This is a genomic window from Streptomyces griseosporeus (genome assembly GCF_014656055.1).
In the GTDB taxonomy this organism is placed as follows: Bacteria; Actinomycetota; Actinomycetes; order Streptomycetales; family Streptomycetaceae; genus Streptomyces; species Streptomyces griseosporeus.
The window spans coordinates 135,135-161,253 of the sequence record NZ_BNBR01000004.1; the positions used below are offsets into that span (position 1 = coordinate 135,135).

The window sequence follows — 26,119 nt, forward strand, 5'->3', positions numbered from 1 at the left end:
GGCGGTCCGCACCAGGGATTTCAGGGAGACGGAACATGGCCAGCAAGGCTGAGAAGATCGTCGCCGGGCTCGGCGGCATCGACAACATCGACGAGATCGAGGGCTGCATCACCCGCCTGCGCACCGAGGTGCACGACGCCTCCCTGGTCGACGAGGCCGCCCTGAAGGCCGCCGGCGCCCACGGCGTCGTCAAGATGGGCACCGCCATCCAGGTCGTCATCGGCACCGACGCCGACCCCATCGCCGCGGAGATCGAAGACATGATGTGAACCCCCGGGTCCCAGGACCCCGGATTCACCTGGAAGGGGCTTCTCCCACCGAGGGAGGAGCCCCTTCCGCCACTCGGGCTAGGCTCAGCGGCATGTCACGCATCGACGGCCGCACCCCCGAACAACTCCGCCCGGTCACCATCCAGCGCGGCTGGAGCAAGCACGCCGAGGGCTCCGTCCTCGTCTCCTTCGGCGACACCCGGGTGCTCTGCACCGCCTCCTTCACCGAAGGCGTCCCCCGCTGGCGCAAGGGCAGCGGCGAGGGCTGGGTCACCGCCGAGTACGCCATGCTGCCCCGCGCCACCAACACCCGCGGCGACCGCGAGTCCGTCAAGGGCAAGATCGGCGGCCGTACCCACGAGATCAGCAGGCTCATCGGACGTTCCCTGCGCGCCGTCATCGACTACAAGGCCCTCGGCGAGAACACGATCGTCCTCGACTGCGACGTCCTCCAGGCCGACGGCGGCACCCGCACCGCCGCGATCACCGGCGCCTACGTGGCCCTCGCCGACGCCGTCGCCTGGGCCCAGGGCAAGAAGCTGATCAAGGCCGGCCGGCAGCCGATCACCGGCACCGTCGCCGCCGTCTCCGTCGGCATCGTCGGCGGCGTCCCGCTCCTCGACCTCTGCTACGAGGAGGACGTCCGCGCCGACACCGACATGAACGTCGTCTGCACCGGAGACGGCCGCTTCGTCGAGGTCCAGGGCACCGCCGAGGCCGAGCCGTTCGCCCGCGAGGAGCTGAACGCCCTCCTCGACCTGGCCGTCTCCGGCTGCACCGAGCTGGCGGCGGCGCAGCGCGCGGCGCTCGAAACCGTCCTCGAACGGTAAAGCGCACCCCAAACCACGCTCAAGAGAACATAAGACGTCCGAGGACGGCACGGGCAACCGTGCCGTCCTCGGACGCGTCAGTAGGGGTACGGAAAACGGGGGCCGGGGGAGGCCCGAGAAGGGCGGCCACGGGCCGGCCCGAGGGAGGGAGCACAGCCATGGCCGCGAGCCGACGCCCACGTCGAGGCCGCCGTATCGCCATCGTCACCGCCGCCGTCGCGGCCACCGCACTCACCGCCGGTCTCACCACCGGCTGCGACGCCGTGAACAAGGCGCTGGACTGCGTGCAGACCGCCGACGCCATCGCCGACAGCGTCACCGACCTCCAGCAGGCCGTGGAGAACGCCTCGAACGACCCCACGCAGCTCGACGAGTCCCTCGCCGCGATCGACAAGAACCTCGACAAGATCGGCGACAAGACCGACAACGCCGACGTCAACAAGGCCGTGGACGACCTGAGCAAGGCCGTCGACAACGTCCGTACGGCCATCAGGAACGGCGACCGGACCCCCGACATCAGCCCGGTCACGGACGCGGCCGGCGAACTGACGAAGGTCTGCACGCCGTAACGGCCGGTCACCGGCCCCCGACCCCGCTGGGGATACTGGGGGCCATGACCCGCTTGATCCTCGCCACCCGCAACGCCGGAAAGATCACCGAGCTGAGGGCGATCCTCGCCGAGGCCGGACTCCCGCACGAACTCGTCGGCGCCGACGCGTTCCCGGACATCCCCGACGTCAAGGAAACCGGCGTCACCTTCGCCGAGAACGCCCTGCTCAAGGCCCACGCCCTCGCCCAGGCCACCGGCCTGCCCGCCGTCGCCGACGACTCCGGCCTGTGCGTGGACGTCCTGAACGGCGCCCCCGGCATCTTCTCCGCCCGCTGGGCCGGCCGCCACGGCGACGACAAGGCCAACCTCGACCTGCTCCTCGCCCAGCTCTCCGACATCGCGGACGAACACCGCGGCGCCTACTTCGCCTGCGCCGCCGCCCTGGCCCTCCCCGACGGCACGGAACGCGTGGTCGAGGGCCGCCTCCCCGGCACCCTCCGCCACACCCCGGCCGGCACGAACGGCTTCGGCTACGACCCGATCCTCCAGCCCGAGGGCGAGACGAGGACCTGCGCGGAGCTGACCCCGGCCGAAAAAAACGCGATCAGCCACCGCGGCAAGGCGTTCCGCGCCCTGGTCCCGGTGGTACGGGAACTGCTGGGCTGAAGACGGACGAGGGGTGGGTCCGCGCAGAACGCGAACCCACCCCTCGGTGCAGACAGTGCGGTCGGTGGGACTCGAACCCACACGGGATTTCTCCCACGGGCACCTAAAACCCGCGCGTATCGCCTATTTCGCCACGACCGCCCCAAAACGGACATCAGGTCCCCCTGAGCCGCTCGGTGCCCCTCAGTGTACGGGGCCCGCATCACCGCCGTGCCGGGACTTCTTCCGGCACCATGTAGGCGTCAGGGCGTGGCAGTTCGGGCACAGGTACCGAAGATTCCCGACGCGGTTGTCGAGCCAGTCGCCGTCGACATGGTCGATATGCAGCGTGATCGGCTGCCCGAGCCACTCCCCACGGTTTCCGCACGACGCGCAGCGGTACGGCACTCCGCGCTCGCGCAGCCCGGCATGGAGCCGCTCACGGTTGGGACGCGGTGATCCCGGAGGCAGGACGACCAAGGCGTCGAGCGCCCGCGAGCTCTTCGGCAGGGTGGGTTGCACGCTCCCTGAGCGCCGCGTGAAGTGGCCGGTGTCCAAACCCAGCTCGGCGACCTTGCGGCGGACCCTGCGGTGGTTGGTGTAGTTCACCTCCAAGCCCAGGGCGCGCATCACATCGGCGTAGCTGCCGGATGACCGCACGGCGGCCCTCAGCCGGTCCTCGGGCAGCGCCATGCGGGCGTGGCGGAAGTGCGACGTGTCGATCCCCCGGTCCCGAAGCAGCCGCCCCAGTGCCGCTCTGGAACGTCCGTCGTCCGGAACCCCCAGCGCCCTGGCCGTACCGCGGACGCTGTCCGAGGCGGCCGCGGCGGCTCGCAGCTCCTCGTCGGTGAAGGGCAGGGCAGCGCGCGACCGGTCGATACCGGCGAAGTGGCTGATGTCGATACCTGCCGCGGCGATGCGGCGGCGAAGGTGCGACAGCGTTCCGCGTGCGGGAGTCGCCCCCAGATGCAAGGCAACCTCACGCAGGGATGCCGATCCGGCGACCGCATCAGTGATGGTCGTGTCCGAATACGCGCGCCACGGGCTGTGCCGTCTGAAGTGGCTGACGTCGAGGCCGTGGGTGGCGACCCTCTGCTGAAGCACCCTCCGCTGCCCGCCGCTGGGCTTGAGGCCCAGGCGGCGCACCAGCTCGTTCCAGCTGTGCGACTCGCTCACGGCGTTCGCCAGCACCTCGGGCGCGTACCTTGCCTCGCGGTCCATTCCCCCTCCGATACGACCAGGCGTTCCCCTCTCGTACGGAGTAACGAGCCGGTGATCGGAGGGTCACGCCCGGTCGGGTCGGGCGGGGTGGGTCAGATGGCCAGGTCCTTGATGATCTTGGCTACGTGGCCCGTCGCCTTGACGTTGTACAGGGCCCGTTCGACCTTGCCCTCCTCGTCGACGATCACCGTGGAGCGGATGACGCCGACGACCGTCTTGCCGTAGAGCTTCTTCTCGCCGAAGGCGCCGTACGCCTCCAGGACCTGCTTGTCGGGGTCGGCGAGGAGGGTGACCCTGAGGTTCTCCTTCTCGCGGAACTTGGCCAGCTTCTCCGGCTTGTCGGGGGAGATGCCGATGACGTCGTACCCGGCGCCGGCCAGGACGTCGAGGTTGTCGGTGAAGTCGCACGCCTGCTTGGTGCAGCCGGGGGTCAGCGCGGCCGGGTAGAAATAGACGATGACCTTGCGGCCCTTGTGGTCCGACAGGGAGACCTCGTTGCCGTCGGCGTCGTGCAGGGTGAAGGCGGGGGCCACGTCCCCGGGCTGGAGTCGCTCGCTCATCGGACCAGCGTAACCGGGGGTCCTGACAGTGCGGCGGGGCCGAGAGCTGACAGACTGTCCAGAACAGCATCAGATTGACTTCGGAGGCCGTACGGTGGCGGACACGTCGGACACCAGAACCCCGGCGCAGATCGAGGCGGACATCAGGCGCCGCCGCGAAGTGCTGGCCGAGACACTCGACGAGATCGGGGTGCGGGTGCATCCGAAGACGATCGTCGGGGATGCCAAAGCCAAGGTCGTCGCCAACATCGATCACACGGTCGGGAGGGCCTATGTGCAGGTCAACCGGGTCGTGAGTGACGTGCGGGCGCAGTTCACGGACGAGGAGGGGGCACCCCGGCTGGAGCGCGTCGTGCCCGTCGCCCTCGTGGCCGTGGGGGTCGTGGGGCTCCTCCTGTTCAGCAGCAGGCGCCGCAAGGGCTGAGGCCCGGCTGCCGAGCGGCACCCCTCCCGCGTACGGATCCGTTCCAGGCAGGTAGGTTCAGTGGCGTGAGCGCCAACAGAAACGAGCACAGCACCCATCCCGACAAGCTGCCCATCCGCATGCTGCACGACCGCGTCCTCGTGCGGCAGGACACCAGCGAGGGCGAGCGGCGTTCCGGCGGCGGCATCCTCATCCCGGCCACCGCGGCCGTCGGCCGCCGGCTGGCCTGGGCGGAGGTCGTCGCGGTGGGGCAGAACGTACGGACCGTGGAGCCGGGCGACCGGGTCCTGTACGACCCGGAGGACCGTGCCGAGGTCGAGGTGCGCGGCATCGCCTACGTGCTCATGCGCGAGCGCGACCTGCACGCCGTGGCCGCGGACCGGTTCGAGGGGTCGGAGGACTCCACCGGCCTGTACCTCTGACACAGCGGTCGAAAGGGGCTGGTGACCATGGTCACCAGCCCCTTTTGCGCGTCCTTTGCTACCTTCGAAGGAGATCCGCCCGACGAGACGCGCCGTACCGGGCCGTACCCCAGCGGTACGAACGCAAAGACGACGCACCCCCGCTCAAGCAACAACGTCCGGAGGTGCTCGCCATGGCGTGGGTTCTGCTCGTCGTCGCCGGTCTGCTCGAAGTCGGCTGGTCCATCGGCATGAAGTTCAGCGAGGGCTTCACCCGGCTGTGGCCGAGCCTGTTCACCGGCGCCGGCATCGTCGCCAGCATGCTGCTGCTGTCCTACGCCGCCCGCTCCCTGCCCATCGGCACCGCCTACGGCGTGTGGGTGGGCATCGGCGCGGCCGGTGCGGCGGTGGTCGGCATGGTCGTGCTGGGCGAGCCGGCCACCGCCGCCCGGATCTTCTTCGTGTGCCTGCTGCTGGTCGCCGTCGTGGGGCTGAAGGCGACCAGCGGGCACTGATCGCGGGGCGCTATCTCAAGGTGCCCTGGCCGAACGTCGTGCCGGCCGTGTCCGTGCCGTCGGTCGTGCCGCCGTCGCCGCCCGTGCCGCCGTCGGTCGTGGTGCCGCCGTCCCCGGTCGTCCCGCCGTCCGCGGTGGAGCCGGTCGTGCCGCCGGTGCCGCCGCCGTCCGTGGTGTCCCCGGCGGTGGTGCCGCCGGTGGACGGGGTGCCGCCGGTGGTGGTCGTGCCGGTGCTGGTGCCACCGGTCGTCTGGCCCTGGGTCTGGCCCGGCGTCTGCCCGCCGGTCTGCCCCGCGGTGGCCGGACGGCCCGTGGGGTCGCCGGTCGTGCCGCCGGTGTTCCCGTCGCCGGTGTCGTCCGTCTCCTCGTCGCTCGGCTCGGTGCTCGGCGGGGCCTGCGTCTCCTCGGCGCCCTCCTCCAGCTCCAGATCGAAGTCGCTGACCGGGGTGTCCTTCAGCGCGTCGCGGGTGAACTGCGCCCAGATGTCGGTCGGCGCCCCGCCGCCGTTGATACGCGGCAGGCCCATCACGTCGTACAGCGACTTCTGTGCGGCGGTGTCCGGGTCCTGGCCCATCACCGACACGACCGTGGCCAGTTCCGGGGTGTAGCCGGCGAACCAGGCCGCCGTGTCGTACTCGGCGGTGCCGGTCTTGCCGGCGGCCGGGCGGCCCGCGGCCTGGGCGGCGGTCGCGGTGCCGTTCTCGACGACGCTCTGCAGTATCGCCGTCGTGGTGTCGGCGGCCTCCCGGCTGACGGCCTGGTGCTGCTCGGCCTGCGGCAGCCGGATGACGTCCTGGCCGTCCTTGGTGATCTTCTCGACGAGCGTGTACGTGCCGTGCTTGCCGTGGTTGGCGAGCGTCGCGTACGCCTCCGCCATGTCCAGGACGCTGGCGTTCGCCACGCCGAGCGCGATGGACGGGTACGGGGAGAGCGACTTGGTGTCCGCCGGGATGCCGAGGTCGACCGCGGTCTGCTTGACCTTGGCCGGGCCGACGTCGACGGCCATCTGCGCGTACACCGAGTTCACCGACTTGTCGGTGGCCTCGCGGACCGTGATGGGGCCGTAGTTGACGCCGTCCTCGTTCTCCGGGGCGTACCCGCCGCCGCTCCAGCCCTCCACCGGGCGCTCGCTCTCGCCGCTGTAGATCGTGTTGGGGGTGATGGTCCGGCCGTCCTGGGTGGTGGCCTCGTTCTGCACGGCCGCGGTGAACACGAACGGCTTGAACGTGGAGCCGACCTGGTAGTCCCCGCGGGTGGCGTTGTTCGTGTACTGCTTGACGTAGTCGATGCCGCCGTACATCGCGACGACCTTGCCGGTCCTGGGGTCGACGGCGGCGCCGCCCGCGCGGACGTACTTGTCGCGGGGGTGGGCCTTGGCATCCAGCTTGGACATCAGCTGGTCGTCGACGGCCTTCACGAACGCGTCCTGCTTGCTCTTCTGCAGGGTGGTCGTGATGCGGTACCCGCCTGCCCGCAGCTCGTCCGCGTCGACGATCTTGTTCTCGTAGAGGTAGTCCTTGATCGCGTCGAGGAGGTAACCGCGCTGCCCGGACAGTCCGGTGGAGAGGGTGGACTGGCGCGGCATCGGGAACTTCAGCGCGGCCCGGGACGACTGGCTGAGCCAGCCCTTCTTCACCATGCCGTCCAGGACGTAGCTCCAGCGGGCCTCGGCGGCGGCCTTGTTCTCGGGGTGCGCGACGACGTCGTACTCGCTGGGCGCGTTCAGCAGGGAGGCGAGGTAGGCGCCCTGGGCGGCGGTCAGGTCGGTGGCGTCGATGCCGTAGTAGGCGCGGGCGGCGGCCTGGATGCCGTAGGCGTTGCGGCCGAAGAAGCTGGTGTTGAGGTAGCCCTCCAGGATCTCGTCCTTGCTCGTCTCGCGGTCCAGCTTGATCGCGATGAAGAACTCCTTCACCTTGCGGGTGACGGTCTGTTCCTGGCCCAGGTAGTAGTTCTTCACGTACTGCTGGGTGATGGTCGAACCGGACTGCTTGCCCTTGCCGGTGACGGTGTTCCAGCCGGCGCGGAGCATCGCCTTGGGGTCGACGGCGGACTCGCTGTAGAAGTCGCGGTCCTCGGCGGCCAGGACGGCGTGCTGGGCGTCCTTGGAGATCTGGGCGAGGGTGACGTTCTCCCGGTTGACCTCGCCGTCGCGGGCGATCTCGGTGCCGTCCGCGTAGAGGTAGACGTTGGACTGCTTGGTCGCCAGGGCGTTGGCCGGCGGGATCTTCACCATGGAGTAGCCGAGGAAGAACAGGCCGGCGAGCAGCAGGACGCCGATGACGAAGGTGCCGAGGACCATGCGCCAGGTCGGGACGAGCCGCCGCCAGCCGGTGCGCTTGGGGCGCTTGGGCTTCTTGCCGTCGGTCCCGGATCCGGCGGGTTCCGATTCGGCGAGCCCGGACTCAACGGTTCCGGACCCAACGGTTCCGGACTCAACGGTGCCGGACCCAGCGGTGCCGGACCCAGCGGTGCCGGACTCGGCGGTTCCCGCTTCAGCGGCTCCCGCTTCGGTGGTTCCGGATGCGGCGGTCGTGCCGTCGTCGTCAGCCGCCTTCGGCTCTCCCTTCGCCCCGGCCTCGGTCGGCTGCTGCGGCTGCGGCTCGTCGCTCATGTCGTGCTCGGACTCCTGTTTCGCGTCGTACGTTCCCGTACGCCTCGTTGCGCCTTCTGCGCACCACTCCCCCCATTGAAGACTCTCGTACCGGGTGATCCGTTCCCGTGTCCCGGCACACGTCGCCCGGAAAATGCGTGGCCGGAACCCCTGGGGGATGGCTAGGCTCCTGCGCTTCGGTGCCGGAGGGCCGGGAAGGCCGGGAGGGCGGTCGGCGTGGGTGCGGGACGGTTGTACGCGGCCGTCGCTGTGGGTGGATTCAGAAGGTACGCGACGTATCGGGCGGCAACGGCCGCGGGGGTGTTCACCAACACCGTCTTCGGTCTGATCATCGTCTACACCTACCTCGCGCTGTGGGACGAGAGACCGCACCTCGGTGGGTACGACCAGACGCAGGCCGTCACCTACGCGTGGCTCGGCCAGGCCCTCTACTCGACGCTCGCCATCCAGGGCGGCGGCACCGAGAAGGACCTGATGGCCCGCATCCGCACGGGCGACATCGCCGTCGACCTGTACCGGCCCGCCGACCTGCAACTGTGGTGGCTGGCGAGCGATCTGGGCCGGACCCTGTTCCAACTGCTGGGCCGGGGCGTCATCCCGTTCGCCTTCGGCGCGCTGGTCTTCGACATGGCGCTGCCGCACTCCGCCGCGACCTGGGCGGCGTTCGCGGTGGCGCTGCTGCTGGCGGCGGTGGTCAGCTTCGGCATCCGCTACCTCGCCGCGCTGAGCGTGTTCTGGCTGCTCGACGGGACGGGCGTCAACCAGGCCGTGATGGTGCTGGGCATCTTCTGCTCGGGCATCACCCTGCCGCTGAACGTCGTCCCCGGCGCACTCGGCGACCTCGTCCAGGTCCTGCCGTGGGCGGCCCAGTTGCAGATGCCGGCCGACGTGCTGATGGGGGAGACGTCCCCCTGGTCGGCGTACGGCTTCCAGGCCGCGTGGGCGGTGGTGCTGCTGGCGGCGGGACGGGTGGTGCAGTCGGCGGCGACCCGGCGGGTGGTGGTGCAGGGTGGGTGAGACCGGCCGCCTGCGCGAGGGCACGCGGGCCTATCTGCTGATCGCTGCCATGTGGATCCGCTCCACGATGACCTACCGCACCTCCTTCGTCCTCACCGCCGTCGGCAACCTGGCGGTGACCGGCCTGGACTTCGTCACGCTGGTGCTGATGTTCGCGCAGGTCGACACGCTGGGCGGCTGGACACTGCCCGAGGTCGCCTTCCTCTACGGCCTGTCGGTGACCTCCTTCGGCCTCGCCGACCTGCTCATCGGCTCGGCGGACACCCTCGGCGCACGGCTGCGCGACGGTTCCTTCGACACGCTGCTGGTACGGCCCGCCCCGGTGCTGGCCCAGGTCGCCGCCGACCGCTTCGCGCTGCGCCGGCTGGGCCGGATCACCCAGGGCGCGCTGGTGCTGGGCTGGGCGCTGTGCGCCGTGCACGTCGAGTGGACCGCGGCGAAGGTGCTGCTGGTGCCGGTGATGCTGGTCAGCGGCGCGGCGATCTTCGGGGCGGTGTTCACGGCGGGCGCGGCCTTCCAGTTCCTCGCGCAGGACGCCGCCGAGGTGCAGAACGCCTTCACCTACGGCGGCACCACGCTGCTGCAGTACCCGCCGACGGTGTTCGGCAAGGACCTGGTCCGCGGGGTCACCTTCGTGCTGCCGCTGGCCTTCGTCAACTGGGTGCCCGGCGCCTATGTGCTGGGCCGGCCCTATCCGCTCAGCCTGCCGGGCTGGGCGGCGTTCGCGCCGCCGCTGGTCGCCGCCGGGTGCGTCGCGCTGGCCGGGCTGGCGTGGCGGGCGGGGCTGCGGGCGTATCGGAGCACGGGGAGCTGACGGGCGTATGCCGGGGTTCGAGGGACGTATGCGGGAGTTGAGGGGCGTATGACAGAGACCGGCACGGGCTCCGGCACGGTCACGGACACCGTCGCGGACGCGTTCATCGAGGTGGACCGGGTCGAGAAGGTCTTCGACGTGCGCCGCAGGACCGGCTTCCTCAAGCGGGAGCGGCGGCAGGTGCGGGCGGTCGACGCGCTCTCCTTCACCGTGGCGCGCGGCGAGATGGTCGGCTACATCGGCCCGAACGGCGCCGGCAAGTCCACCACCATCAAGATGCTGACCGGCATCCTGACGCCGAGCGGCGGCCGGCTGCGGGTGGCGGGCATCGACCCCGCGCGTGAACGCACCCGGCTGGCCCACCGTATCGGGGTGGTGTTCGGGCAGCGCACGACGCTGTGGTGGGACCTGCCGCTGATCGACTCCTACCGGCTGGCGCACCGCATGTACCGCATCCCCGACGCCCGTTACCGCGAGATCCTCGACCGGCTCGTCGAACTCCTCGACCTGGGCGCCCTGCTGGACGTGCCGGTACGGCAGCTGTCGCTGGGCCAGCGGATGCGCGGCGACATCGCGGCGGCGCTGCTGCACGACCCCGAGGTGCTGTACCTGGACGAGCCGACGATCGGCCTGGACGTCGTCTCCAAGGCGCGGGTACGGGAGTTCCTGCGCGGGCTGCGCGACGAGCGCGGCACGACGGTCCTGCTGACCACCCACGACCTCCAGGACATCGAGCAGTTGTGCTCCCGCGTGATGGTCATCGACCACGGCCGCCTGATGTACGACGGCCCGCTCGCCGGTCTGCACGAGGCGGGCGAGAGCGAACGCACCCTGGTGCTGGACCTGGAGCGGGAACTCCCGCCGGTCGACGCGCCGCCCCCCGCGCGCGTGGTGCGCGTCGAGGGCCCGCGGCAGTGGCTGGCCTTCCCGGCGTCCGCGTCGGCGGCACCCCTGGTGGCGCGGCTCGCGGCGGAGTACCCGCTGGTGGACCTGTCGGTACGGGAGCCGGACATCGAGGCCGTGATCGCGCGGATGTACGAGGAGCGGGCGTCGGCGTAGGGGACGGGCGGTCCTCGGCACGGGGCCACTGCATGGGGTGGGATGGTCGCCGGGCCCGGTCGGCGGCGCCGGGCCGGGCGCCGTCAACCACGTAGTGCCGCGGGCCCTCGGCTCGTAGGCTGCTGTGCATGACCGACGAGTCCGTCCCCGAGCGCGGGGCCGCCGAGGGACCGCAGGGCGGCGCGTCCCCGGTGCCCGACCGCCGTACGTCCGAGGTGCCCGGCCGCGACGCCCCCGGCGTCCCCGATCTGCGCGCCTCCGACGCCGACCGGGAGCGGGTCGCCGAGGTGCTGCGCGACGCCCTCGCCGAGGGACGGCTGGACATGGCCGAGTTCGAGGAGCGGCTGGACGCGACGTACAAGGCGCGCACCTACGGCGAGCTGACCCCGCTCACCCGGGACCTGCCGGGCGCCACGCCGGCCGTTCCGCTGACCAAGGAGCCCGCCGCGGACGGCGGTTGGGCCGGGCGGATCGTCGGCGGGGAGGGCACCTCGACCTGGGGCGTGGCCGTGATGTCCGGCTTCCAGCGCCGGGGCCGCTGGACCGTGCCGCGCCGCTTCACCTGCTTCACCTTCTGGGGCGGCGGCGAGATCGACCTGCGGGACGCGAACTTCGCCGACCGCGAGGTGGAGATCAACTGCGTCGCGATCATGGGCGGGGTGCAGATCGTCGTGCCCCCGGGCGTCGAGGTCGTCGTGCGCGGCATCGGCATCATGGGCGGCTTCGACCAGCGCGAGTCCGGCATCCCCGGTGACCCGGGCGCCCCCCGGGTCGTCGTCAGCGGCTTCGCCTTCTGGGGCGGGGTGGCCGTGGAGCGCAAGTTGCCGCGCGAGGAGCGGCGCCGGCTGAAGGAGGAGCGGCGCCGCGAGCTGGACCACGACCGGCGGCGGCACTGGGAGCACTGACGGCGGCCGGGCGCCATGGCCCGTCGGCTCCTTCCAGGCGCTCAAGCACCGGCTGGCCCATGGGAGCGCCAGGCCGTGGGGATCACAGCTGGGCCGGCGCCGACCCCTTCAGGTCGTTCAGGTCGAACACCTCGGCCATCTTGCGGTAGCCCGCGTCGCTGGGGTGCAGATGGTCGCCGCAGTCGTAGCGCGGCAGCAGTCGCCGCGGGTCGTAGGGGTCCCGCAGGGCCGCGTCGAAGTCGACCACCGCGTCGAACACCCTGCCCGACCGGATCACCGCGTTGACCTGCTGCCGTACGGTGTCGCGGGCCGGGCTGTAGCCGCGGTGGCCGCCGAACGGCATCAGCGTGGCGCCCACCACCTTCGCGCCGCGCGCGTGGGCCTGCCGGACCAGGGTCCGCAGCCCGTTCAGGACGGCGCCGGGGGTGGGGGCGACGTCCGGCCGCATGATGTCGTTGACGCCGAGGTCGATCACGACGACCTTGACGTTCGCGTGGCCGAGCGCGTCCCGGGAGAACCGCTTGAGCCCGCTGATGTTCTCCGGGGGGCGCCCCAGCCCGTCGACCAGGACGCGGTTGCCGCTGATGCCGGCGTTGACGACGCCGTAGCGCGGGACGTCCCGGCCGGCGTCGGCGGCGCCGCGCAGCCGGTCGGCGAGGACGTCGGTCCAGCGCCGGTTGGTGCCGGGGGTGGAGGTCATGCCGTCGGTGAGGGAGTCGCCGAGGACGACGACGGTTCCGTCGGCCTGGTTGCTGAGCACGTCCAGCGCGGTCAGATAGCGCCAGTACGACGTGTGCTCGGTGTACGCCGCGCCGTCCGCGTCGGCCGCGTGGTCGCCCGGAGCGGCGTAGGACGTCTGGCGGGCGAACTTGTGGATGGTGACGGGGCCGGAGGAGGTGGGGGAGTAGGTGGTCACGAGGACGTCGCCGTCGGCCGGCACGGGTATGCGCACGGCGTCGCTGACCGCCTGCCGCCCGGCGGGTATGACCACGCGGGTGCCGCCGCCGAAGGTTATTCGGCGCAGGGTGCCGGGGTCGGCCGCGGCGGTGCCGTGGCCTGCGGAGACGGCGACGGTGGCGTGGGTGACGACCAGCGGCCGGGTGCCGTAGAGGTTGGACAGCGTGATGCGGGCACTCGTCCCGCCGACGCTGGTGTGCACGACGTTGCGCACGGACCGGCCGGCCATGCCGGTGCGTCCGGTGCCGGGCTCGGCGCCGGACGGGGAGGTGGCCCAGGTGCCGACCCACACGCCCGTGGAGGCGGGGGCCGCGGAGTTGTGGGAGCCGCGCCCGCCGGCGAACGTGTCCCGCGAGCCGGCCGAGCCGTCCCCGGCGGAGACCCCGATGTACAGCGCGGCGGACAGGCCGACGATCAGAGCGATGATCGCGGACAGCAGAGCACAACCCTGGCGCCTGGTCATGCGGTGCGTGTTCTCCTCGGGCGAGGGGAGCCCGGGGCTCCGTGGTCGATCTTCCCATGATGCGTCATGGGGTCCGTCCCTTCAGAAGCGGGGGAACCATCGCATTGTTCCGGGAGTTCGCACGGGGAACCCGGGATCGGGGACGTCTCGGGGTCCGGTCAGGGAGAAGCCGGGGTCGGGGCACGGGGCGCGAAGGGGCCGAGCGGGGACAATGGGTACGGGGGGAGCGTGATCGGATGGAGAGGATGGACCGGACACAGCAGGCGGAAGACGTGACGCAGGACGCGGCCATCGGAGCGGTGTCCGCGGCCGAGGCCCGGACGGACGCACCGGCCCGGGCCGGGACTCCGGCCCGCGCACCCGTCTCCCGCGCGATGACCGCCTTCAGCCCCGCCGACGAGGAGAAGCGGCGCGGGGTGCGGCGTATGAAGCTCACCGCGACCGGGCTGCTGCTCTTCGTGGCCCTGGTGTACGTCCTGGCCAAGTGGGGCCACAACTCGGGCGCCGGTCCCTGGGCCGGATACGTCGCCGCGGCCGCCGAGGCCGGCATGGTCGGCGCGCTCGCCGACTGGTTCGCGGTCACGGCCCTCTTCCGCCACCCCCTCGGCCTGCCGATCCCGCACACCGCGATCATCCCGAACAAGAAGGACCAGCTGGGCGTCTCCCTCGGCGAGTTCGTCGGCGAGAACTTCCTCTCGGAGGACGTCGTACGGCAGCGGCTGCGCGCCGTCGGCATAGGCAGCCGCCTCGGCGCCTGGCTCGCCGAGCCCGCCAACGCCGACCGGGTCACCGCCGAGCTGGCGACCGCGCTGCGCGGCGCGCTGACCGTGCTGCGCGACTCCGATGTGCAGGCGGTCGTCGGGGAGGCCGTCACCCGGCGGGCGAACGCCCGGGAGATAGGCCCCGGCCTCGGCAAGATGCTGGAGCGCATCGTCGCCGACGGCGGCCACAAACGCGTCGTCGACCTGGTGGTGGGCCGCGCCCACGACTGGCTGGTGCTGCACGGCGACTCCGTGATGGACGCCGTGCAGGGCGGCGCGCCCGGCTGGACCCCGCGGTTCGTGGACCGCAAGGTCGGCGAGCGCGTCTACAAGGAGCTGCTGCGCTTCTGCGCCGAGATGCGGGACATGCCCTCGCACCCCGCGCGCGGCGCCCTGGACCGCTTCCTCACCGACTTCGCGGGCGACCTGCAGTCCGACACCGACACCCGGGCCCGGGTGGAGCGGCTCAAGGGCGAGGTGCTCGGCCGGGGCGAGGTGCAGGACCTCATCGCGTCCGCCTGGACGGCCGTACGATCCATGATCGTCTCCGCGGCGGACGACGAGCGCAGCGAGCTGCGCCTGCGCACCCGCGCCTCGCTGCTCTCCCTGGGCGCGCGCATGGCCACCGAGCCGAAGGTGCAGGAGAAGGTCGACCGGTGGGTCGAGGGCGCGGCCGTGCACGTCGTGACCACCTACCGCAAGGAGATCACCTCCCTCATCACGGACACCGTAGCGAGCTGGGACGCCGAGCACACCACCCGCAAGATCGAGGCGCACATAGGCCGTGACCTGCAGTTCATCCGCATCAACGGCACGGTGGTCGGCTCGCTGGCCGGCCTGCTGATCTACACGGTGTCGCGGGCACTGGGGGCGTAGACCGGCGCCGGCCGGGCACCCGAACGGGCGGTCCGCTCGATGAGGAGGGTGCCCATGACCACCGCGCAGGCCGAGACCGGCCGCACCATCACCACGAACATCCCCGCCCGTCTCGACCGCCTGCCCTGGTCCCGCTGGCACTGGACGATCGTCATCGGCCTCGGCACCGTGTGGATCCTGGACGGCCTCGAAGTCACGGTCGTCGGCAACATCGCCAGCCGGCTCTCGGAGTCCGGCAGCGGCCTCGACATCAGCTCCGGCCAGATCACCGGCACCGCCGCCGCGCTGTATGTGGCGGGAGCCTGCTTCGGCGCCCTGTTCTGGGGCCGGCTGACCGACCGCTGGGGCCGCAAGAAGCTCTTCATGATCACCCTGGCGGTGTACCTGGCGGCCACCGCCCTGACCGCGTTCTCCTTCGAGGCCTGGTGGTTCTTCCTGTTCCGGTTCCTCACCGGCTTCGGCATCGGCGGTGAGTACGCGGCCATCAACTCCGCCATCGACGAGCTGATCCCGGCGAACTACCGGGGACGCGTCGACCTGATCATCAACGGCAGCTTCTGGCTGGGCGCGGTCGGCGGCTCGCTGCTGTCGATCCTCGCGCTGAACACCTCGATCTTCGCCGCGGACGTCGGCTGGCGGCTGACCTTCGCGCTCGGCGCCGTCCTCGCCCTCGTCATCCTGCTCGTCCGGCGGCACGTCCCGGAGAGCCCGCGCTGGCTGCTGATCCACGGCAGGGACGAGGAGGCGGAGGAGATCGTCTCCTCGATCGAGCGGCGCGTCGAGGCCGACAAGGACGGGGCGCGGCTGCCGGAACCCGAGGGTGAGATCACCATCCACCAGCGCCGCAGCGTCACCTTCCTGGAGATCGGCCGGACGGTCTTCTCCCGCTACCGCCGCCGGGCGATCCTCGGCTTCGCCCTCTTCATCGGGCAGGCCTTCCTCTACAACGCGATCACCTTCGGCTTCGGCGCGATCCTCACCACGTTCTACGACGTGCCGGCCGACCACACCGGCTACTACTTCGCCGTGATCGCGCTCGGCAACTTCTTCGGCCCGCTGCTGCTGGGCAAGCTGTTCGACACGGTCGGCCGCCGGGTGATGATCTCCTCCACCTACCTGCTGTCCGGCCTGCTCCTGTTCGGCACGGCCTGGCTCTTCGGCCAGGGCACGCTCACCGCCGGAACGCTGACCGCCTGCTGGTGCGTGGTGCTGTTCTTCGCCTCCGCGGGCGCCTCCAGCGCCTACCTGACGGTCTCCGAGGTGTTCCCGATGGAGACCCGGGCGATGTCCATCGCGTTCTTCTACGCCCTCGGCACGGCCGCCGGCGGCATCAGCGGCCCGCTGCTGTTCGCCGACCTCACGGGCACCGGCAAGACCGGCGACACGGTCCTCGCCTTCTGCATCGGCGCGGCCCTGATGTGCGCGGCCGGCCTGGTCGCCGCGTTCCTCGCGGTGCGCGCGGAGCGCCGCTCGCTGGAGGACATCGCCGAGCCGCTGACGGCGGTGTCGGGCCCGTCGGCCTCGGGGACGTCGGCCGGTGCGCAGGGCCGGGGCGACGGCCGGGGACGGCCGGGCTCGCGGCCGGCCACGGCGTAAGGGGACGGGGGTGGCGTACGGCGGGTCACCGGGGCGGCTGCCGGGCTCGCGGCCGGCCACGGCGTGAGCGGGCTGGGACCACCGGGCTCGCCACGACGTGAGCGGGACGGGGGCGGCCGGGCTCGCCACGGCGTAGGCGGGACGCGGGCTGCGTATGGCGGGCCACCGGGGCGGCTCACGCCCCGGTGGTCGACCCCGGCCGCACGATCATCAGCACCGTCACCGCCGCCCACAGCAGGTTGAACACGCCGGTGACCATGGCGAGCCGGACGGTCGCCGGACGCGTACCGGCGCCGTCCTGGTCGCCGCGGTCGCCGTCGACGGCCTCGGTCAGCCTCTCCTGACCCGGCAGGACGAGGAGGCCCAGCACCAGGGCGGCCACGGTGGTCAGCACGATGGACGTGATCAGCCAGGCGTCGCCGAGGACCCCCATCTGCCGGGCGGTGGCGAACCCGAACACGGGGACGACGACGCCGACGACGGCGTACACCCGGCAGATGCGGTGCAGCAGCCGTACGGTCTCCGTCGCCCCCGCGTCCTGCGGGGCGGCCAGGGCGCGGCGCGCGGCGGGCGGGAACATGCTGGCGGCCACGGTGACGGGCCCGATGGCGATGATCGCGGCGAGGACGTGGACGGCGAGGAGGAACTTGGTCACGGGGAGACGGTAGGCAGGGCGGCGATCTTGCAGAAGTGGCGGGAATGCCAGAGCCCGACGGATTCTCGCCAAGGCCCACCGTGGCTCGCTTACGCTCTCGCCATGCACTCCGTGGCCGTACTGGCGCTGGACGGCGTCATCCCCTTCGACCTGTCCGCCCCGATCGACACCTTCGGCCGGTCCCGGCTGCCGGACGGCGGGGAGCCGTATCGGATCCGGGTCTGCTCGGTGCGGGACGAGGTGCCCGCGGGCCCCTTCACGATCCGCGCGCCGTACGGCCTGGACGCGCTGGCGGAGGCGGACACGATCATCCTGCCGGGCGTGGCCGAGCCGCCCGAGCTGCTGCCACCCGGCGTCACGGAGGCGCTGTGCTCGGCGGCGGCGAACGGCACGCGCATCGCGTCGATCTGCGTCGGCGCCTTCCTGCTGGCGGCGACAGGCCTGCTGGACGGGCTGCGGGCGACGACCCACTGGTACGCGGCGCCCGCCCTCGCCGAGCGCTACCCGAAGGTGACGGTCGACCCGAACGTCCTCTACGTCGACAACGGCCAGTTCCTCACCTCGGCGGGCGCCGCCGCGGCGCTGGACATGTGCCTGCACATGATCCGCCGGGACCACGGCTCCGCGGTCGCCGCGCACGCGGCCCGGATGTCGGTGATGCCGCTGGAACGGGAGGGCGGCCAGGCCCAGTTCATCCTCCACGACCTGCCCCCGGCTCCGGCCGGCTCGACGCTGGAGCCGCTGCTGGCGTGGCTCGAGGACAACTGCGGGCAGGACCTGACCCTGGAGCGGATGGCGGCGCGGGCGGGCATGAGCACCCGCACCCTGAACCGCCGCTTCCGCGAGCAGACCGGTACGACGCCGCTGCAGTGGCTGCACCGGGCCCGGGTACGCCGGGCCCAGTACCTGCTGGAGACGACGACACACCCCGTCGAGCGCATCGCCGCCCAGACCGGCTTCGGCTCGCCGACGGCGTTCCGGGAACGGTTCAGGCGGGTGGTGGGGACGAGCCCGCAGGGCTACCGGAGGGCGTTCCGGGAGGGCTGACCGGGCGTCGGCGGGAGCCCCCGGGGTCGTCATAAGCCGTGGCAGTGCTGCCCATCGGCCGTTGCGGTGCTGCCTATCGGCCGTGGCGGGGCTGCCTATCGGTCGTTGCGGTCGGCGACGGCCCAGGAGGCGAGGGCGACGGCGCCGGCGACACCGAAGACGGCGGGCCAGGCGCCCACCTTCTTGGCGAGCGGGTGCGACCCGGCGAAGGCGGCGACGTACGCGGCCGACAGCGCGCCCGCGGCCTTCCCGCCGGCCCGCTGCCGCCACTGCTGCGCGGCCGCGGCGCCCGCGACCGCGAGGACGGCCCCGCCGAGCTGCCGCTTCTTCGTCCAGCGGGCGACTCCGTACCCGCCGACGAGCCCGCTCGCGGCGACGACTGCGCTGGGAACCCTGGCCATCACGTGCCTCCTGAGACCTCCGTCGAATGCCCCGAGGCTAACCCCGGCCTGTTCTGGGCGAACGAACCTGAGTCGAGGCTTGTCAAGTTTCCTCTCCGGAGTTATATAAGAAGGCGGTAGCGGCGGTAAGCCGCAAGGGCATCGCACCTCGCAGCGTCTGAAGAGAGGAGTGACCTGTGATGCTCATGCGCACGGATCCGTTCCGTGAACTCGACCGGCTCGCGCAGCAGATGCTCGGACCCACGGCCCGCCCGTCGGCCATGCCGATGGACGCCTACCGCTCCGGGGACGACTTCCTCGTCCACTTCGACCTTCCCGGCATCGACCCCGAGACCATCGAACTGGACGTCGAACGCAACGTCCTCAACGTCCGGGCCGAACGCACGTCCCCGGCCCCCGAGGACGCGGACCTGATCGTCGCCGAACGCCCCACGGGTACCTTCACCCGCCAGCTGTTCCTCGGCGACACCCTCGACACCGAACGCATCGACGCCTCGTACGAGGCCGGCGTCCTCACGCTCCGCATCCCGGTCGCGGAGCAGGCCAAGCCGCGCCGTATCCAGATCACGGGCGGCGACAGCCGTAAGCAGATCAGCAGCTGACCGCTCCGGCCGGTGGTCCGCACCTCCCGTGCGGGCTGCCGGCCGGTGACGACGTACGCACCCCGAGGGAGGAGCCGCCCATGACCGTGACCACGGCGCCGAGCGCGACGACGACCCCCCGTACGACGAGCCCCTGGGCCTCCCGTACGACGATCCCTGGTACGTCGACGCTGTCCCGCCCAATGGCGCCCCGCCCAAGAGCGGCGGAGGACAGCCGCTGGACGGCGCTGGTGGAGTCGGTCCGCGACGCGGGCCAGTACCCCACCGCGCGCGAAGCGGAACGGATCACCCGCATCGTGCTCTCCGCCCTCGGCGGCCAGGTGATCGGCGAGGAACGCGTCGCGCTCGCCCGTGCCCTCCCCGAGGAGGCGGCCCGGGTCATCGCGTCCCAGATCCCGGCCACGCGCCGCCTCACGGCAGCCGAGTTCGTCGACTCGGTCGCCACACGCATCGAGGGCGCGACTCCGGCGACGGCCCGCTGGGACGTCAGCTCGGTCCTGAGCGTCCTGCCCCCGCTGCTCGGCGAGGCCCTGACGACGAGGATCCTCGGGGCACTCCCGAGGGGCTACGCGCTGCTGTTCGGCCGAGCGGACCTGGGCGCGCGGAGGTAGGCACGGGCCGCATCCGTGGACTCTCCGGCCGCCGCGGCCGGTTGCCTGCTGGTGTCTGCCTACCGGCGACCTGCTGGTTGGCGAGCTGCTTGGCGGCGGGCCGCCCGACGCCGAATTACCTCTCCTCGGCGTACCGTTGGCGAACCACCCATCGGCAAATCACCTGGCGCGACCGGAGAGCCGACGGAAAACTGCCCCCATGACCACCCCGGACTCTCTGACCACGCCGGACGGCACGCGCATCGCGTACCGGGACGACGGCCCACGCCCCACCCCCGGTGCCACCAGCCCGATCCTCCTCCTCCACGGCCTGGCAGGCCACATGGACGAATGGGCGGCGCTACGGCAACTCCTCCTCGCCGACGGCCACCGCGTGGTGTCGTACGACGCCCGGGGCCACGGCACGAGCACCCGCCGCCCGGCCGACATGTCGAGGTCGGCGGCGGTGGCGGACGCGGAAGCCCTCCTGACCCACCTGGGCGCCGGACCGGTGACCCTGCTGGGCCAGTCACTGGGCGGCCTGACGGCCCTGCAACTCGCGGCGAGACGCCCCGACCTGGTGTCCCACCTGATCCTCATCGAGGCGGGCCCGGCGTGCCGCAACCCGGCCCTGCCCGAGCAAATCGAGACGTGGCTGAACACCTGGCCTGCGACGGGCTTCCCCACCCGGGAGGACGCCAAGTCCTTCCTGGGCCACGAGGCGTGGGCCGCCGGCCTGACCCAGGGGGAGGAGGGCCACTGGCACCCCCGCTTCGACCCCCGGAAGATGATCGAGGCGATCCGCGAACTGGCCACGAACGACTACTGGCCGGACTGGTCCCACATCACCTGCCCCACCCTCCTCATCCGGGGCGAGAGGGGCACGACGCCCCCGGAGGAGGCAACGGAAATGCGGACGCGCCGCCCGGAAACCCGGGTGGAGGTCATCCCGGACGCGGGTCATGACGTGCACTTGGACCAGCCGGGTCGGGTGCATCGGGTGGTGAGGGCTTTCCTGAATGCAAGCAAGTGCGCTGACAGGGCGGGGTCAGGCGGATAGAGAGAGCCTCTTCCTTGAACGCTCCGTCCGTGCGGCTGCCGCCCTCTTCGCCCGCTCCGTGTATGTCACGCGTCTCTGCTGGTCAACGCACTTATGAACGCACGCCAGGCCTTGGGGCCAACTTCGATGCAGACACCTGATGTGCTCTTGGAATCGCGTACCAGCATGCCGCTTGCAACGTGCGCGCACTCCACGCACTCAGTTCCGCTGCCGCCGCTGTAGGAGGACTTGAACCATCGGTGCGTAGCGGGCGCTGTCATCAAAGCTCCTGGCCTATGCGTTGGATGATGTCCTTCGAGGACTCGAGGTCGAGTGCCTGAGCACTCAGGTACTCGAACGCCAACCTATAGCGCTCCAGTTCCTTCGGCTTCTCCATGAAGAGGCCCCCGCCGAGTAGATCGACGTACACGACGTCGAGCTCCCGTGAAGGGCCGCGCAGCACGGCGAAGCTGCCCACAGCGGCGGCGTGAGCACCCTTGGAGAAGGGCAGCACCTGCACGGTGACATGCGGCCGTTTCAACGCGGCGAGCAGGTGACACAGTTGGTCCCGCATGACGTCCCGGCCCCCCACCTGACGTCGCAAAGCCGCCTCGTCGATCACGCACCAGAGGTGCGGAGGCGCGTCGCGTTCCAGCAACTCCTGGCGCTTCATCCGGATATCCACCATGTGCTGCACTTCTCGCTCTGGGCACTGCACCTCTGAGGCACGGTGTACGGCCTCGGCATAGCTCCGCGTCTGCAACAAGCCCGGGATGTACATGCACGCGTAGTGGTCCTCCCGGATCACCTCGTCCTCGAGCGTGAGCATGAGGTTCATGGATTCAGGGATGGGATCGTCGAGTGACCTCCACCAACCCTGGATCTTGGCACCCTTCGCCAGTTCGACGAGCGCGAGTCGTTCCTCGTCCGATGCGCCGTATTCCCGGCACAGGGCGTCAACAGCAGGCCACTTGACCGTTCCTTCCTTCGTCTCGTAACGACTAAGCGTCGCCTTGGAGATGCCGACACGGGCACCGGCCTCCTCGAGTGTGAGGCCCTTGGCCTCACGCAGGCGGCGTAGGTCGGCACCCAGTTGACGCCTACGGGTTGTTGGTCCAACTGCCATGCTCGCGGCCCTTCTGTCGCTCCGTGTAGATCGTCGTGGGTGCCTGAGCGGCCTAGCAAGAAGGTGTGCGCCGGGGGCGCGTGCTCGGATGTCGCGCTTCCACCCTCCACGCTCCGATCCGCGTGAGAGTTTCATTTTGAGAGTTTCAGTGAAACTGTACGTGTGTGATGCATCGCGCACAGTGATCAAAGACGGTCTTGGGGAGTGAAGTTCATGGAGATCGGACGTGCCGCTAGCTGCCTGAGGCGGAAGCCGTGGAAGCTTCCCTTCTTGGCGGAGCCCCAGGAAGTGAATGCCCTCCGTCGCCTCGTGCGCCTCCACTTGGAGCTGTGGGAGTTGCCCGACGTCATCGAAACGGCCCAGCTCTGTGTGAGTGAGTTGGTGTCCAACGTCATCGTTCACGTCGGCCCCGGCACCCCGACCACCCTCGCCGTTTCGATGAGTGAAGAGCGGTTGCGGATTGAGGTGCACGACCCGGATGCCCGTGCCCTGCCCACAGTGATGGAGGCGGGCCTCGATTGCGAGGGGGGCCGAGGTATGGCACTGGTGGCAGCCTCCGCCGACCGCTGGGGCGTCGAACTCTTGCCGGACCGCAAGGTTACCTGGGTAGAACTAGCGACAGAACACGGATCAGTCTCACCGCAGTCGCGCCCGCACATCAATCGAGCGGAGGGCTTGCTAGGTCTCTACGGCGCAGCGCGATCTCAGGAGGCGGCCGGCGTGTCCAGCTTCGGGCGCCTTGCCCTCGCCTGCGCGGAGGAGACCGCAATCGACATCATCGCGGACCTCCTCCACTGGCTGCACGCGCATGGCCGGGACGCTGACGACGTCCTGGATCGAGCGCAGATCTTCTTCGAGGCTGAACTCGGCACACACACCTGGTGATGCTTGGGTGCGCGTGTTGTGAGGATGCCCACCGTTTGTGTAAGGCGCTGACGGGTGTCAGCCGCTGGCGACCGCCGCCGCGTAAGACCACACGTCCGCGGGTAGCTCGTGTTGGAGCTCCCAAGTGATCGCCATCGGTTTGCTGCCGGTGTGACCCTGATATGTAGCCGGTCCCAGCAGCATCCATGGCTCGGACTTGCCGATGCTGTTGTTCTTGTAGCGGCGGAGGAACAGAAGCACATGGCTGCGCTGCTCGACATGGCGTTGGTAGCGCAGACCGGTGGGGGAGTTGGCCGAGATGGTGGACTGCGACTCCCAGTGAAATCGCTTACGGCTGATCGCATAGTCCTTGTAGCGAACGCTCGGTGAGAAGTCGCGCTCGTCCTTCTCCAGGGTGATGAGGAGGGCGTCCGTCTTGAGTTCCTCCACCCAGCGCACTCCTTGCCCGAAGTCCCTAGGCATCTGGCCGCCCAGTCGTGCTACGCCCAGAGCCGCCAGGATTTCGGAACGGTTGTAGCTGCTGTGGATCTTCAACGGCAGATGACTGAGCGGGCCGTCTAGGGCGACTGGGTAGTGGTCCGTTCGGTCCAGGACGTATGTCAGGACCTGTCGGAGCTCGTCGCGAACGAGGTGTTGGGACCGCAGAGATGCGAGGCCCTCTCCGTAGCTTGTGTAGCCGCCGGCTTTGTCCCAGAGGTTGAAGAACAGCATGCGGGCGTACACCTGCTCGCCGGGAGACAGGGAGTCATAGTCAGGGGCATCGTCAGCCAAGAGGCGGAGGTAGGCCTGAGCTCGCGCCTGGTCATCCACGTGCAAGAAGGCATGGATCCGCTTGAGGAGTTCTTCTTCGCCGGCTGTCGGGGCCTCCTCAATGATGCCGGCCCTCCGTAGGACGCTTGTCCATGAATTCTTGTTCCGGTAGAGCTCCTTGATGTCGCGACGGCTTTCCCGCAGATACGCTGCCAGTTGAGGCGTGCTGTAGTCCCTTACCTCCTTCGCCAACGTGTTGATAGACGTGTTGAGCTGCGTACGAATGTTGTTGAGGATCAGTTCCTTCGACTTGCCTTCGAGGATGATCTGACAACCGGAGGGAAGTTGAGGAAAGTCGCGCTCGATGCTCTCTACCAAGCGGTTGCGGGAAAGGTTGGTCAACGCGCGAAACTGCTCCTCGAAGCGGAACTCGGCTCGGTGCTGTCCGATGAAGTCGAGGACGGTTAGAACGGGCTTGTTCGCCGTTCGGCGCAGGCCTCGTCCCAGCTGTTGCAGGAATACGGTGGCGCTGTTCGTTGGGCGCAGCAAGATCAAGGTGTCGACCTCGGGAATATCCAAACCCTCGTTGAACAGATCAACGGAGAAGATCACCTGAATGTTGCCGTCTCTTAGATCCCTCAACGTTCGCTCGCGTTCGGTGGGCGACGAGTCGCTGTCGAGGGCTGCGGCTCTGAAGCCCGCATCGCGAAAGCGTTCGGCCATGAAGTGTGCATGTTTCTTGGACACGCAGAAGCCGAGGGCGCGCATTCCCGCCAGGTTCGGGATCTTGTCCTTCACCTGCTTGATCACGATTAGGGCGTGCGCGTGACTGGCTGTGTAGAGGTTCTCCAGCTCATCGCGGTCGTAGTTACCGGCGCGCCAGCTGATCTGGGACAGGTCAGTGCCGTCAGGAGTTCCAAAGTAATGGAACGGGCATAGTAGGTCGTTTTCCAAAGCCTCCCACAGTCGCAACTCTGCGGCGATCCGACCTCCAAAGTAAGCATCTTGCACATTCTGGCCGTCCATGCGCTCTGGCGTTGCGGTCAGGCCCAGGAGCTCGACGGGTTTGAAGTGGTTCAGGATGCGACGGTATGTGCTCGCAGTGGCATGGTGGAACTCGTCAATGACAACTACGTCGAAGTGTGCTGGATCTAGCCGCTCCAGCCGCTGAAGGTTGAGGGACTGGACGCTAGCGAAGACATGTGACCACTCCCTGGGTTCCTCCCCGTTGTAGAACAGCTCGCCGAAGTTGCCGTCGGCAAGGACCTCCCGGTATGTGCGGAGGGACTGCCTCAAGATCTCCTTGCGGTGAGCCACGAAAAGCAACCGCGGGAGCTCTCCGCTGCGGTGGTCACGCAGCTTCCGATAATCCAAGGCGGCCATGACGGTCTTACCTGTGCCAGTCGCCGCTACCAAGAGATTCTGGTGATGGCCGCGGAGTTCTCGCTCGACGTGGAGTCGTTCCAACATGTCCTGTTGGTGCGGAAACGGACGTACCTCAAGACCCGAGATGTTGATCTGGAGGTCCTCGCTCGTGCCCTTGCCACCGGCGTGCGCCAAGGCGGCGGCGAGGCGGTCCCCGTCGTGGTCGGGGTCGTACGTTTCGAAGGCGACGTCGTTCCAATACGCGTCGAAGGTGGCTTCGAACTTGTCGACCACTCTCGGGGTGGCAACCGAGGACAACCGTACGTTCCACTCGAGGCCGTCGAGCAGGGCGGCCTTCGATAGGTTTGAGCTTCCTACATAGGCCGTGTTGTATCCCGTATTTCGACGGAAGAGCCATGCTTTCGCATGGAGGCGGGTCGAGCGAATCTCGTAGTTAACTTTGACGTGTGCTCCGAATTCGCGCGCCAGGCGATCGAGCGCGTACCGATCGGTGGCACCCATGTATGTGGTAGTGATGATCCGAATCGGCACGTCCCGCTTCCGAGCCGCACGCAAGGCGTCCTCAAGGACCCTTATGCCATGCCACTTCACGAACGCGCACAGCAGGTCGATGTGGTCGGCTGTGGCGATTTCCGCCCGCAGTTCGGCGCCGAGGTTGGGATCGCCTGTGGCGTTGGTGATCAACGCTGTTTCTGACAACGGGGTCAAGGGGCGGATGGCGTACACGCCCGGCGCTTCCTGCTCCGCCAAGGCGAGCAGTTGACGAGGCCCGTCCACGATGGGGCCGAGGGTGGCGTCCTCCTCCGGGTCGGGCGCTGTGGCGCTCAGAGATCGGAGGATGTGATTCGCGGCGGCCACCTGGTCCTTGGGCGCCAGTTGACTCAAGCGGCGGCCGACAGCCTCGCCGATGTAACGGGCCAAGACATGAGGGGTCGACTCCTTGCCGACCTCACCATGGACGGCCTTCCACCCGATGGCTTCGAGGCCCTCTATCTGGCTTTGGAGGCTCTCCGTGATGAGCTTCTCGTAGACGCCAGCCTCGTGCCCCGACTGTTCCCCCGGTTCCGCCACGCCTGCTCCTGATCCATCGTGGGCTTCCGGTGCGAACCCGCGCACCGTGGTGGATCAGTTCTAACAAAAGCCACTGACAAGCGGGCAGATGTC

General features: G+C 69.8%; 27 protein-coding genes, 1 tRNA gene and 1 riboswitch. Of the genes, 18 read left to right on the plus strand and 10 right to left on the minus strand.

Annotated features, from left to right (window positions below; all coding sequences use genetic code 11):
• Positions 1-35 precede the first annotated feature (35 nt).
• The 4 genes from IE308_RS19605 (at position 36) to rdgB (ending at position 2,315) form a co-directional block, all read left to right on the plus strand.
• The gene (locus IE308_RS19605) at positions 36-269 is read left to right on the plus strand and encodes a PTS sugar transporter subunit IIB (RefSeq protein ID WP_043440579.1); all 234 of its coding nucleotides are present in this window, start codon (positions 36-38) and stop codon (positions 267-269) included.
• Between the two features lie 92 nt (positions 270-361).
• Positions 362-1,099, plus strand: a complete 738-nt coding sequence (gene rph, locus IE308_RS19610) for a ribonuclease PH (protein ID WP_110628451.1) — start codon at positions 362-364, stop codon at positions 1,097-1,099.
• A gap of 158 nt (positions 1,100-1,257) precedes the next feature.
• A complete protein-coding gene (locus IE308_RS19615; RefSeq protein ID WP_190218937.1) occupies positions 1,258-1,668 on the plus strand; it encodes a hypothetical protein in 411 nt (136 codons plus the stop codon).
• A gap of 44 nt (positions 1,669-1,712) precedes the next feature.
• A complete protein-coding gene (gene rdgB, locus IE308_RS19620; RefSeq protein WP_110628449.1) occupies positions 1,713-2,315 on the plus strand; it encodes an RdgB/HAM1 family non-canonical purine NTP pyrophosphatase in 603 nt (200 codons plus the stop codon).
• A gap of 56 nt (positions 2,316-2,371) precedes the next feature.
• Here rdgB and IE308_RS19625 read toward each other — a convergent pair.
• The 3 genes from IE308_RS19625 to bcp all read right to left on the minus strand — a co-directional run bounded on the left by IE308_RS19625 (position 2,372) and on the right by bcp (position 4,075).
• A tRNA-Leu gene (locus IE308_RS19625) sits at positions 2,372-2,456 on the minus strand.
• Between the two features lie 42 nt (positions 2,457-2,498).
• Positions 2,499-3,515: an HNH endonuclease signature motif containing protein gene (locus IE308_RS19630; RefSeq protein ID WP_190218938.1), complete on the minus strand. Its 1,017-nt coding sequence runs from the start codon at positions 3,513-3,515 to the stop codon at positions 2,499-2,501.
• Positions 3,516-3,607: 92 nt separating this feature from the next.
• A complete protein-coding gene (gene bcp / locus IE308_RS19635) occupies positions 3,608-4,075 on the minus strand; it encodes a thioredoxin-dependent thiol peroxidase (protein WP_190218939.1) in 468 nt (155 codons plus the stop codon).
• A 94-nt stretch (positions 4,076-4,169) separates the two neighbouring features.
• Between bcp and IE308_RS19640 the strand changes: the two genes are divergently transcribed.
• The 3 genes from IE308_RS19640 (at position 4,170) to IE308_RS19650 (ending at position 5,415) form a co-directional block, all read left to right on the plus strand.
• A complete protein-coding gene (locus IE308_RS19640) occupies positions 4,170-4,499 on the plus strand; it encodes a DUF3618 domain-containing protein (protein WP_110628447.1) in 330 nt (109 codons plus the stop codon).
• A 65-nt stretch (positions 4,500-4,564) separates the two neighbouring features.
• Positions 4,565-4,921 (plus strand): GroES family chaperonin, encoded by a 357-nt coding sequence (locus IE308_RS19645; protein WP_110628446.1) that lies wholly within the window; start codon positions 4,565-4,567, stop codon positions 4,919-4,921.
• A 55-nt stretch (positions 4,922-4,976) separates the two neighbouring features.
• A riboswitch (guanidine-III (ykkC-III) riboswitch) is annotated at positions 4,977-5,060 on the plus strand.
• Between the two features lie 34 nt (positions 5,061-5,094).
• On the plus strand, positions 5,095-5,415 hold the full coding sequence (locus IE308_RS19650; protein ID WP_110628445.1) for a DMT family transporter: 321 nt from the start codon (positions 5,095-5,097) through the stop codon (positions 5,413-5,415).
• 10 nt (positions 5,416-5,425) lie between these two features.
• Here IE308_RS19650 and IE308_RS19655 read toward each other — a convergent pair whose 3' ends face one another.
• Positions 5,426-8,026, minus strand: coding sequence for a transglycosylase domain-containing protein (locus tag IE308_RS19655; protein WP_190218940.1), 2,601 nt, complete (start codon positions 8,024-8,026; stop codon positions 5,426-5,428).
• Positions 8,027-8,242: 216 nt separating this feature from the next.
• Between IE308_RS19655 and IE308_RS19660 the strand changes: the two genes are divergently transcribed.
• The 4 genes from IE308_RS19660 to IE308_RS19675 all read left to right on the plus strand — a co-directional run bounded on the left by IE308_RS19660 (position 8,243) and on the right by IE308_RS19675 (position 11,821).
• Positions 8,243-9,043, plus strand: a complete 801-nt coding sequence (locus IE308_RS19660; RefSeq protein ID WP_110628443.1) for an ABC transporter permease — start codon at positions 8,243-8,245, stop codon at positions 9,041-9,043.
• Positions 9,036-9,857 (plus strand): ABC transporter permease, encoded by an 822-nt coding sequence (locus IE308_RS19665; protein WP_373314534.1) that lies wholly within the window; start codon positions 9,036-9,038, stop codon positions 9,855-9,857. The genes IE308_RS19660 and IE308_RS19665 overlap by 8 nt, the downstream gene beginning before the upstream one ends.
• 48 nt (positions 9,858-9,905) lie before the next feature.
• A complete protein-coding gene (locus tag IE308_RS19670) occupies positions 9,906-10,916 on the plus strand; it encodes an ABC transporter ATP-binding protein (RefSeq protein ID WP_190218941.1) in 1,011 nt (336 codons plus the stop codon).
• Positions 10,917-11,044: 128 nt separating this feature from the next.
• Positions 11,045-11,821 carry a DUF1707 SHOCT-like domain-containing protein gene (locus tag IE308_RS19675; RefSeq protein WP_190218942.1) on the plus strand — a complete coding sequence of 259 codons (777 nt, stop codon included), beginning with the start codon at positions 11,045-11,047 and terminating at the stop codon, positions 11,819-11,821.
• A gap of 82 nt (positions 11,822-11,903) precedes the next feature.
• Here the strand turns inward: IE308_RS19675 and IE308_RS19680 are convergent, their stop codons facing one another.
• A complete protein-coding gene (locus tag IE308_RS19680) occupies positions 11,904-13,241 on the minus strand; it encodes an SGNH/GDSL hydrolase family protein (RefSeq protein ID WP_190218943.1) in 1,338 nt (445 codons plus the stop codon).
• Between the two features lie 236 nt (positions 13,242-13,477).
• On the opposite strand from IE308_RS19680, the gene IE308_RS19685 reads away from it, so the two are divergent.
• Positions 13,478-14,878: a DUF445 domain-containing protein gene (locus IE308_RS19685; protein ID WP_373314536.1), complete on the plus strand. Its 1,401-nt coding sequence runs from the start codon at positions 13,478-13,480 to the stop codon at positions 14,876-14,878.
• Between the two features lie 54 nt (positions 14,879-14,932).
• Entirely contained in the window at positions 14,933-16,474 is a 1,542-nt protein-coding gene (locus tag IE308_RS19690; protein ID WP_110628439.1) for an MFS transporter, read from the plus strand.
• Positions 16,475-16,649: 175 nt separating this feature from the next.
• Here the strand turns inward: IE308_RS19690 and IE308_RS19695 are convergent, their stop codons facing one another.
• On the minus strand, positions 16,650-17,129 hold the full coding sequence (locus tag IE308_RS19695; protein WP_190218944.1) for a DUF2269 family protein: 480 nt from the start codon (positions 17,127-17,129) through the stop codon (positions 16,650-16,652).
• A 102-nt stretch (positions 17,130-17,231) separates the two neighbouring features.
• Between IE308_RS19695 and IE308_RS19700 the strand changes: the two genes are divergently transcribed.
• Positions 17,232-18,176 carry a GlxA family transcriptional regulator gene (locus tag IE308_RS19700; protein WP_190218945.1) on the plus strand — a complete coding sequence of 315 codons (945 nt, stop codon included), beginning with the start codon at positions 17,232-17,234 and terminating at the stop codon, positions 18,174-18,176.
• 95 nt (positions 18,177-18,271) lie between these two features.
• On the opposite strand, the gene IE308_RS19705 is transcribed toward IE308_RS19700, so the two are convergent.
• Positions 18,272-18,577: a hypothetical protein gene (locus tag IE308_RS19705; protein WP_190218946.1), complete on the minus strand. Its 306-nt coding sequence runs from the start codon at positions 18,575-18,577 to the stop codon at positions 18,272-18,274.
• A gap of 179 nt (positions 18,578-18,756) precedes the next feature.
• On the opposite strand from IE308_RS19705, the gene IE308_RS19710 reads away from it, so the two are divergent.
• The 3 genes from IE308_RS19710 to IE308_RS19720 all read left to right on the plus strand — a co-directional run bounded on the left by IE308_RS19710 (position 18,757) and on the right by IE308_RS19720 (position 20,829).
• Complete coding sequence (locus IE308_RS19710) at positions 18,757-19,179, plus strand: Hsp20/alpha crystallin family protein (protein WP_190218947.1); 423 nt, start codon at positions 18,757-18,759, stop codon at positions 19,177-19,179.
• Positions 19,180-19,361: 182 nt separating this feature from the next.
• Positions 19,362-19,790 (plus strand): DUF2267 domain-containing protein, encoded by a 429-nt coding sequence (locus tag IE308_RS19715; protein ID WP_229909002.1) that lies wholly within the window; start codon positions 19,362-19,364, stop codon positions 19,788-19,790.
• A 199-nt stretch (positions 19,791-19,989) separates the two neighbouring features.
• Entirely contained in the window at positions 19,990-20,829 is an 840-nt protein-coding gene (locus IE308_RS19720) for an alpha/beta fold hydrolase (RefSeq protein WP_190218949.1), read from the plus strand.
• Positions 20,830-20,894: 65 nt separating this feature from the next.
• Here IE308_RS19720 and IE308_RS19725 read toward each other — a convergent pair whose 3' ends face one another.
• Both IE308_RS19725 and IE308_RS19730 read right to left on the minus strand, forming a co-directional pair.
• Positions 20,895-21,089 (minus strand): DUF397 domain-containing protein, encoded by a 195-nt coding sequence (locus IE308_RS19725; RefSeq protein ID WP_190218950.1) that lies wholly within the window; start codon positions 21,087-21,089, stop codon positions 20,895-20,897.
• Positions 21,089-21,934 carry a helix-turn-helix domain-containing protein gene (locus tag IE308_RS19730; protein ID WP_190218951.1) on the minus strand — a complete coding sequence of 282 codons (846 nt, stop codon included), beginning with the start codon at positions 21,932-21,934 and terminating at the stop codon, positions 21,089-21,091. Before IE308_RS19730 ends, IE308_RS19725 begins: the two co-directional genes overlap by 1 nt.
• Positions 21,935-22,147: 213 nt before the next feature.
• On the opposite strand from IE308_RS19730, the gene IE308_RS19735 reads away from it, so the two are divergent.
• Positions 22,148-22,819, plus strand: a complete 672-nt coding sequence (locus tag IE308_RS19735; protein WP_190218952.1) for an ATP-binding protein — start codon at positions 22,148-22,150, stop codon at positions 22,817-22,819.
• A gap of 57 nt (positions 22,820-22,876) precedes the next feature.
• Here IE308_RS19735 and IE308_RS19740 read toward each other — a convergent pair whose 3' ends face one another.
• Positions 22,877-26,026, minus strand: coding sequence for a DEAD/DEAH box helicase (locus tag IE308_RS19740; RefSeq protein ID WP_229908962.1), 3,150 nt, complete (start codon positions 26,024-26,026; stop codon positions 22,877-22,879).
• Positions 26,027-26,119: the final 93 nt, after the last annotated feature.

Bases quoted from the DNA above. Each gene is read 5' to 3' on its own strand.
- IE308_RS19605 (WP_043440579.1), top strand. From the start codon at position 36: ATGGCCAGCAAGGCTGAGAAGATCGTCGCCGGGCTCGGCGGCATCGAC.
- rph (WP_110628451.1), top strand. From the start codon at position 362: ATGTCACGCATCGACGGCCGCACCCCCGAACAACTCCGCCCGGTCACC.
- IE308_RS19615 (WP_190218937.1), top strand. From the start codon at position 1,258: ATGGCCGCGAGCCGACGCCCACGTCGAGGCCGCCGTATCGCCATCGTC.
- rdgB (WP_110628449.1), top strand. From the start codon at position 1,713: ATGACCCGCTTGATCCTCGCCACCCGCAACGCCGGAAAGATCACCGAG.
- IE308_RS19630 (WP_190218938.1), bottom strand. From the start codon at position 3,515: ATGGACCGCGAGGCAAGGTACGCGCCCGAGGTGCTGGCGAACGCCGTG.
- bcp (WP_190218939.1), bottom strand. From the start codon at position 4,075: ATGAGCGAGCGACTCCAGCCCGGGGACGTGGCCCCCGCCTTCACCCTG.
- IE308_RS19650 (WP_110628445.1), top strand. From the start codon at position 5,095: ATGGCGTGGGTTCTGCTCGTCGTCGCCGGTCTGCTCGAAGTCGGCTGG.
- IE308_RS19655 (WP_190218940.1), bottom strand. From the start codon at position 8,026: ATGAGCGACGAGCCGCAGCCGCAGCAGCCGACCGAGGCCGGGGCGAAG.
- IE308_RS19670 (WP_190218941.1), top strand. From the start codon at position 9,906: ATGACAGAGACCGGCACGGGCTCCGGCACGGTCACGGACACCGTCGCG.
- IE308_RS19675 (WP_190218942.1), top strand. From the start codon at position 11,045: ATGACCGACGAGTCCGTCCCCGAGCGCGGGGCCGCCGAGGGACCGCAG.
- IE308_RS19680 (WP_190218943.1), bottom strand. From the start codon at position 13,241: ATGACCAGGCGCCAGGGTTGTGCTCTGCTGTCCGCGATCATCGCTCTG.
- IE308_RS19685 (WP_373314536.1), top strand. From the start codon at position 13,478: ATGGAGAGGATGGACCGGACACAGCAGGCGGAAGACGTGACGCAGGAC.
- IE308_RS19690 (WP_110628439.1), top strand. From the start codon at position 14,933: ATGACCACCGCGCAGGCCGAGACCGGCCGCACCATCACCACGAACATC.
- IE308_RS19700 (WP_190218945.1), top strand. From the start codon at position 17,232: ATGCACTCCGTGGCCGTACTGGCGCTGGACGGCGTCATCCCCTTCGAC.
- IE308_RS19705 (WP_190218946.1), bottom strand. From the start codon at position 18,577: ATGGCCAGGGTTCCCAGCGCAGTCGTCGCCGCGAGCGGGCTCGTCGGC.
- IE308_RS19710 (WP_190218947.1), top strand. From the start codon at position 18,757: ATGCTCATGCGCACGGATCCGTTCCGTGAACTCGACCGGCTCGCGCAG.
- IE308_RS19715 (WP_229909002.1), top strand. From the start codon at position 19,362: ATGGCGCCCCGCCCAAGAGCGGCGGAGGACAGCCGCTGGACGGCGCTG.
- IE308_RS19720 (WP_190218949.1), top strand. From the start codon at position 19,990: ATGACCACCCCGGACTCTCTGACCACGCCGGACGGCACGCGCATCGCG.
- IE308_RS19725 (WP_190218950.1), bottom strand. From the start codon at position 21,089: ATGACAGCGCCCGCTACGCACCGATGGTTCAAGTCCTCCTACAGCGGC.
- IE308_RS19730 (WP_190218951.1), bottom strand. From the start codon at position 21,934: ATGGCAGTTGGACCAACAACCCGTAGGCGTCAACTGGGTGCCGACCTA.
- IE308_RS19735 (WP_190218952.1), top strand. From the start codon at position 22,148: ATGGAGATCGGACGTGCCGCTAGCTGCCTGAGGCGGAAGCCGTGGAAG.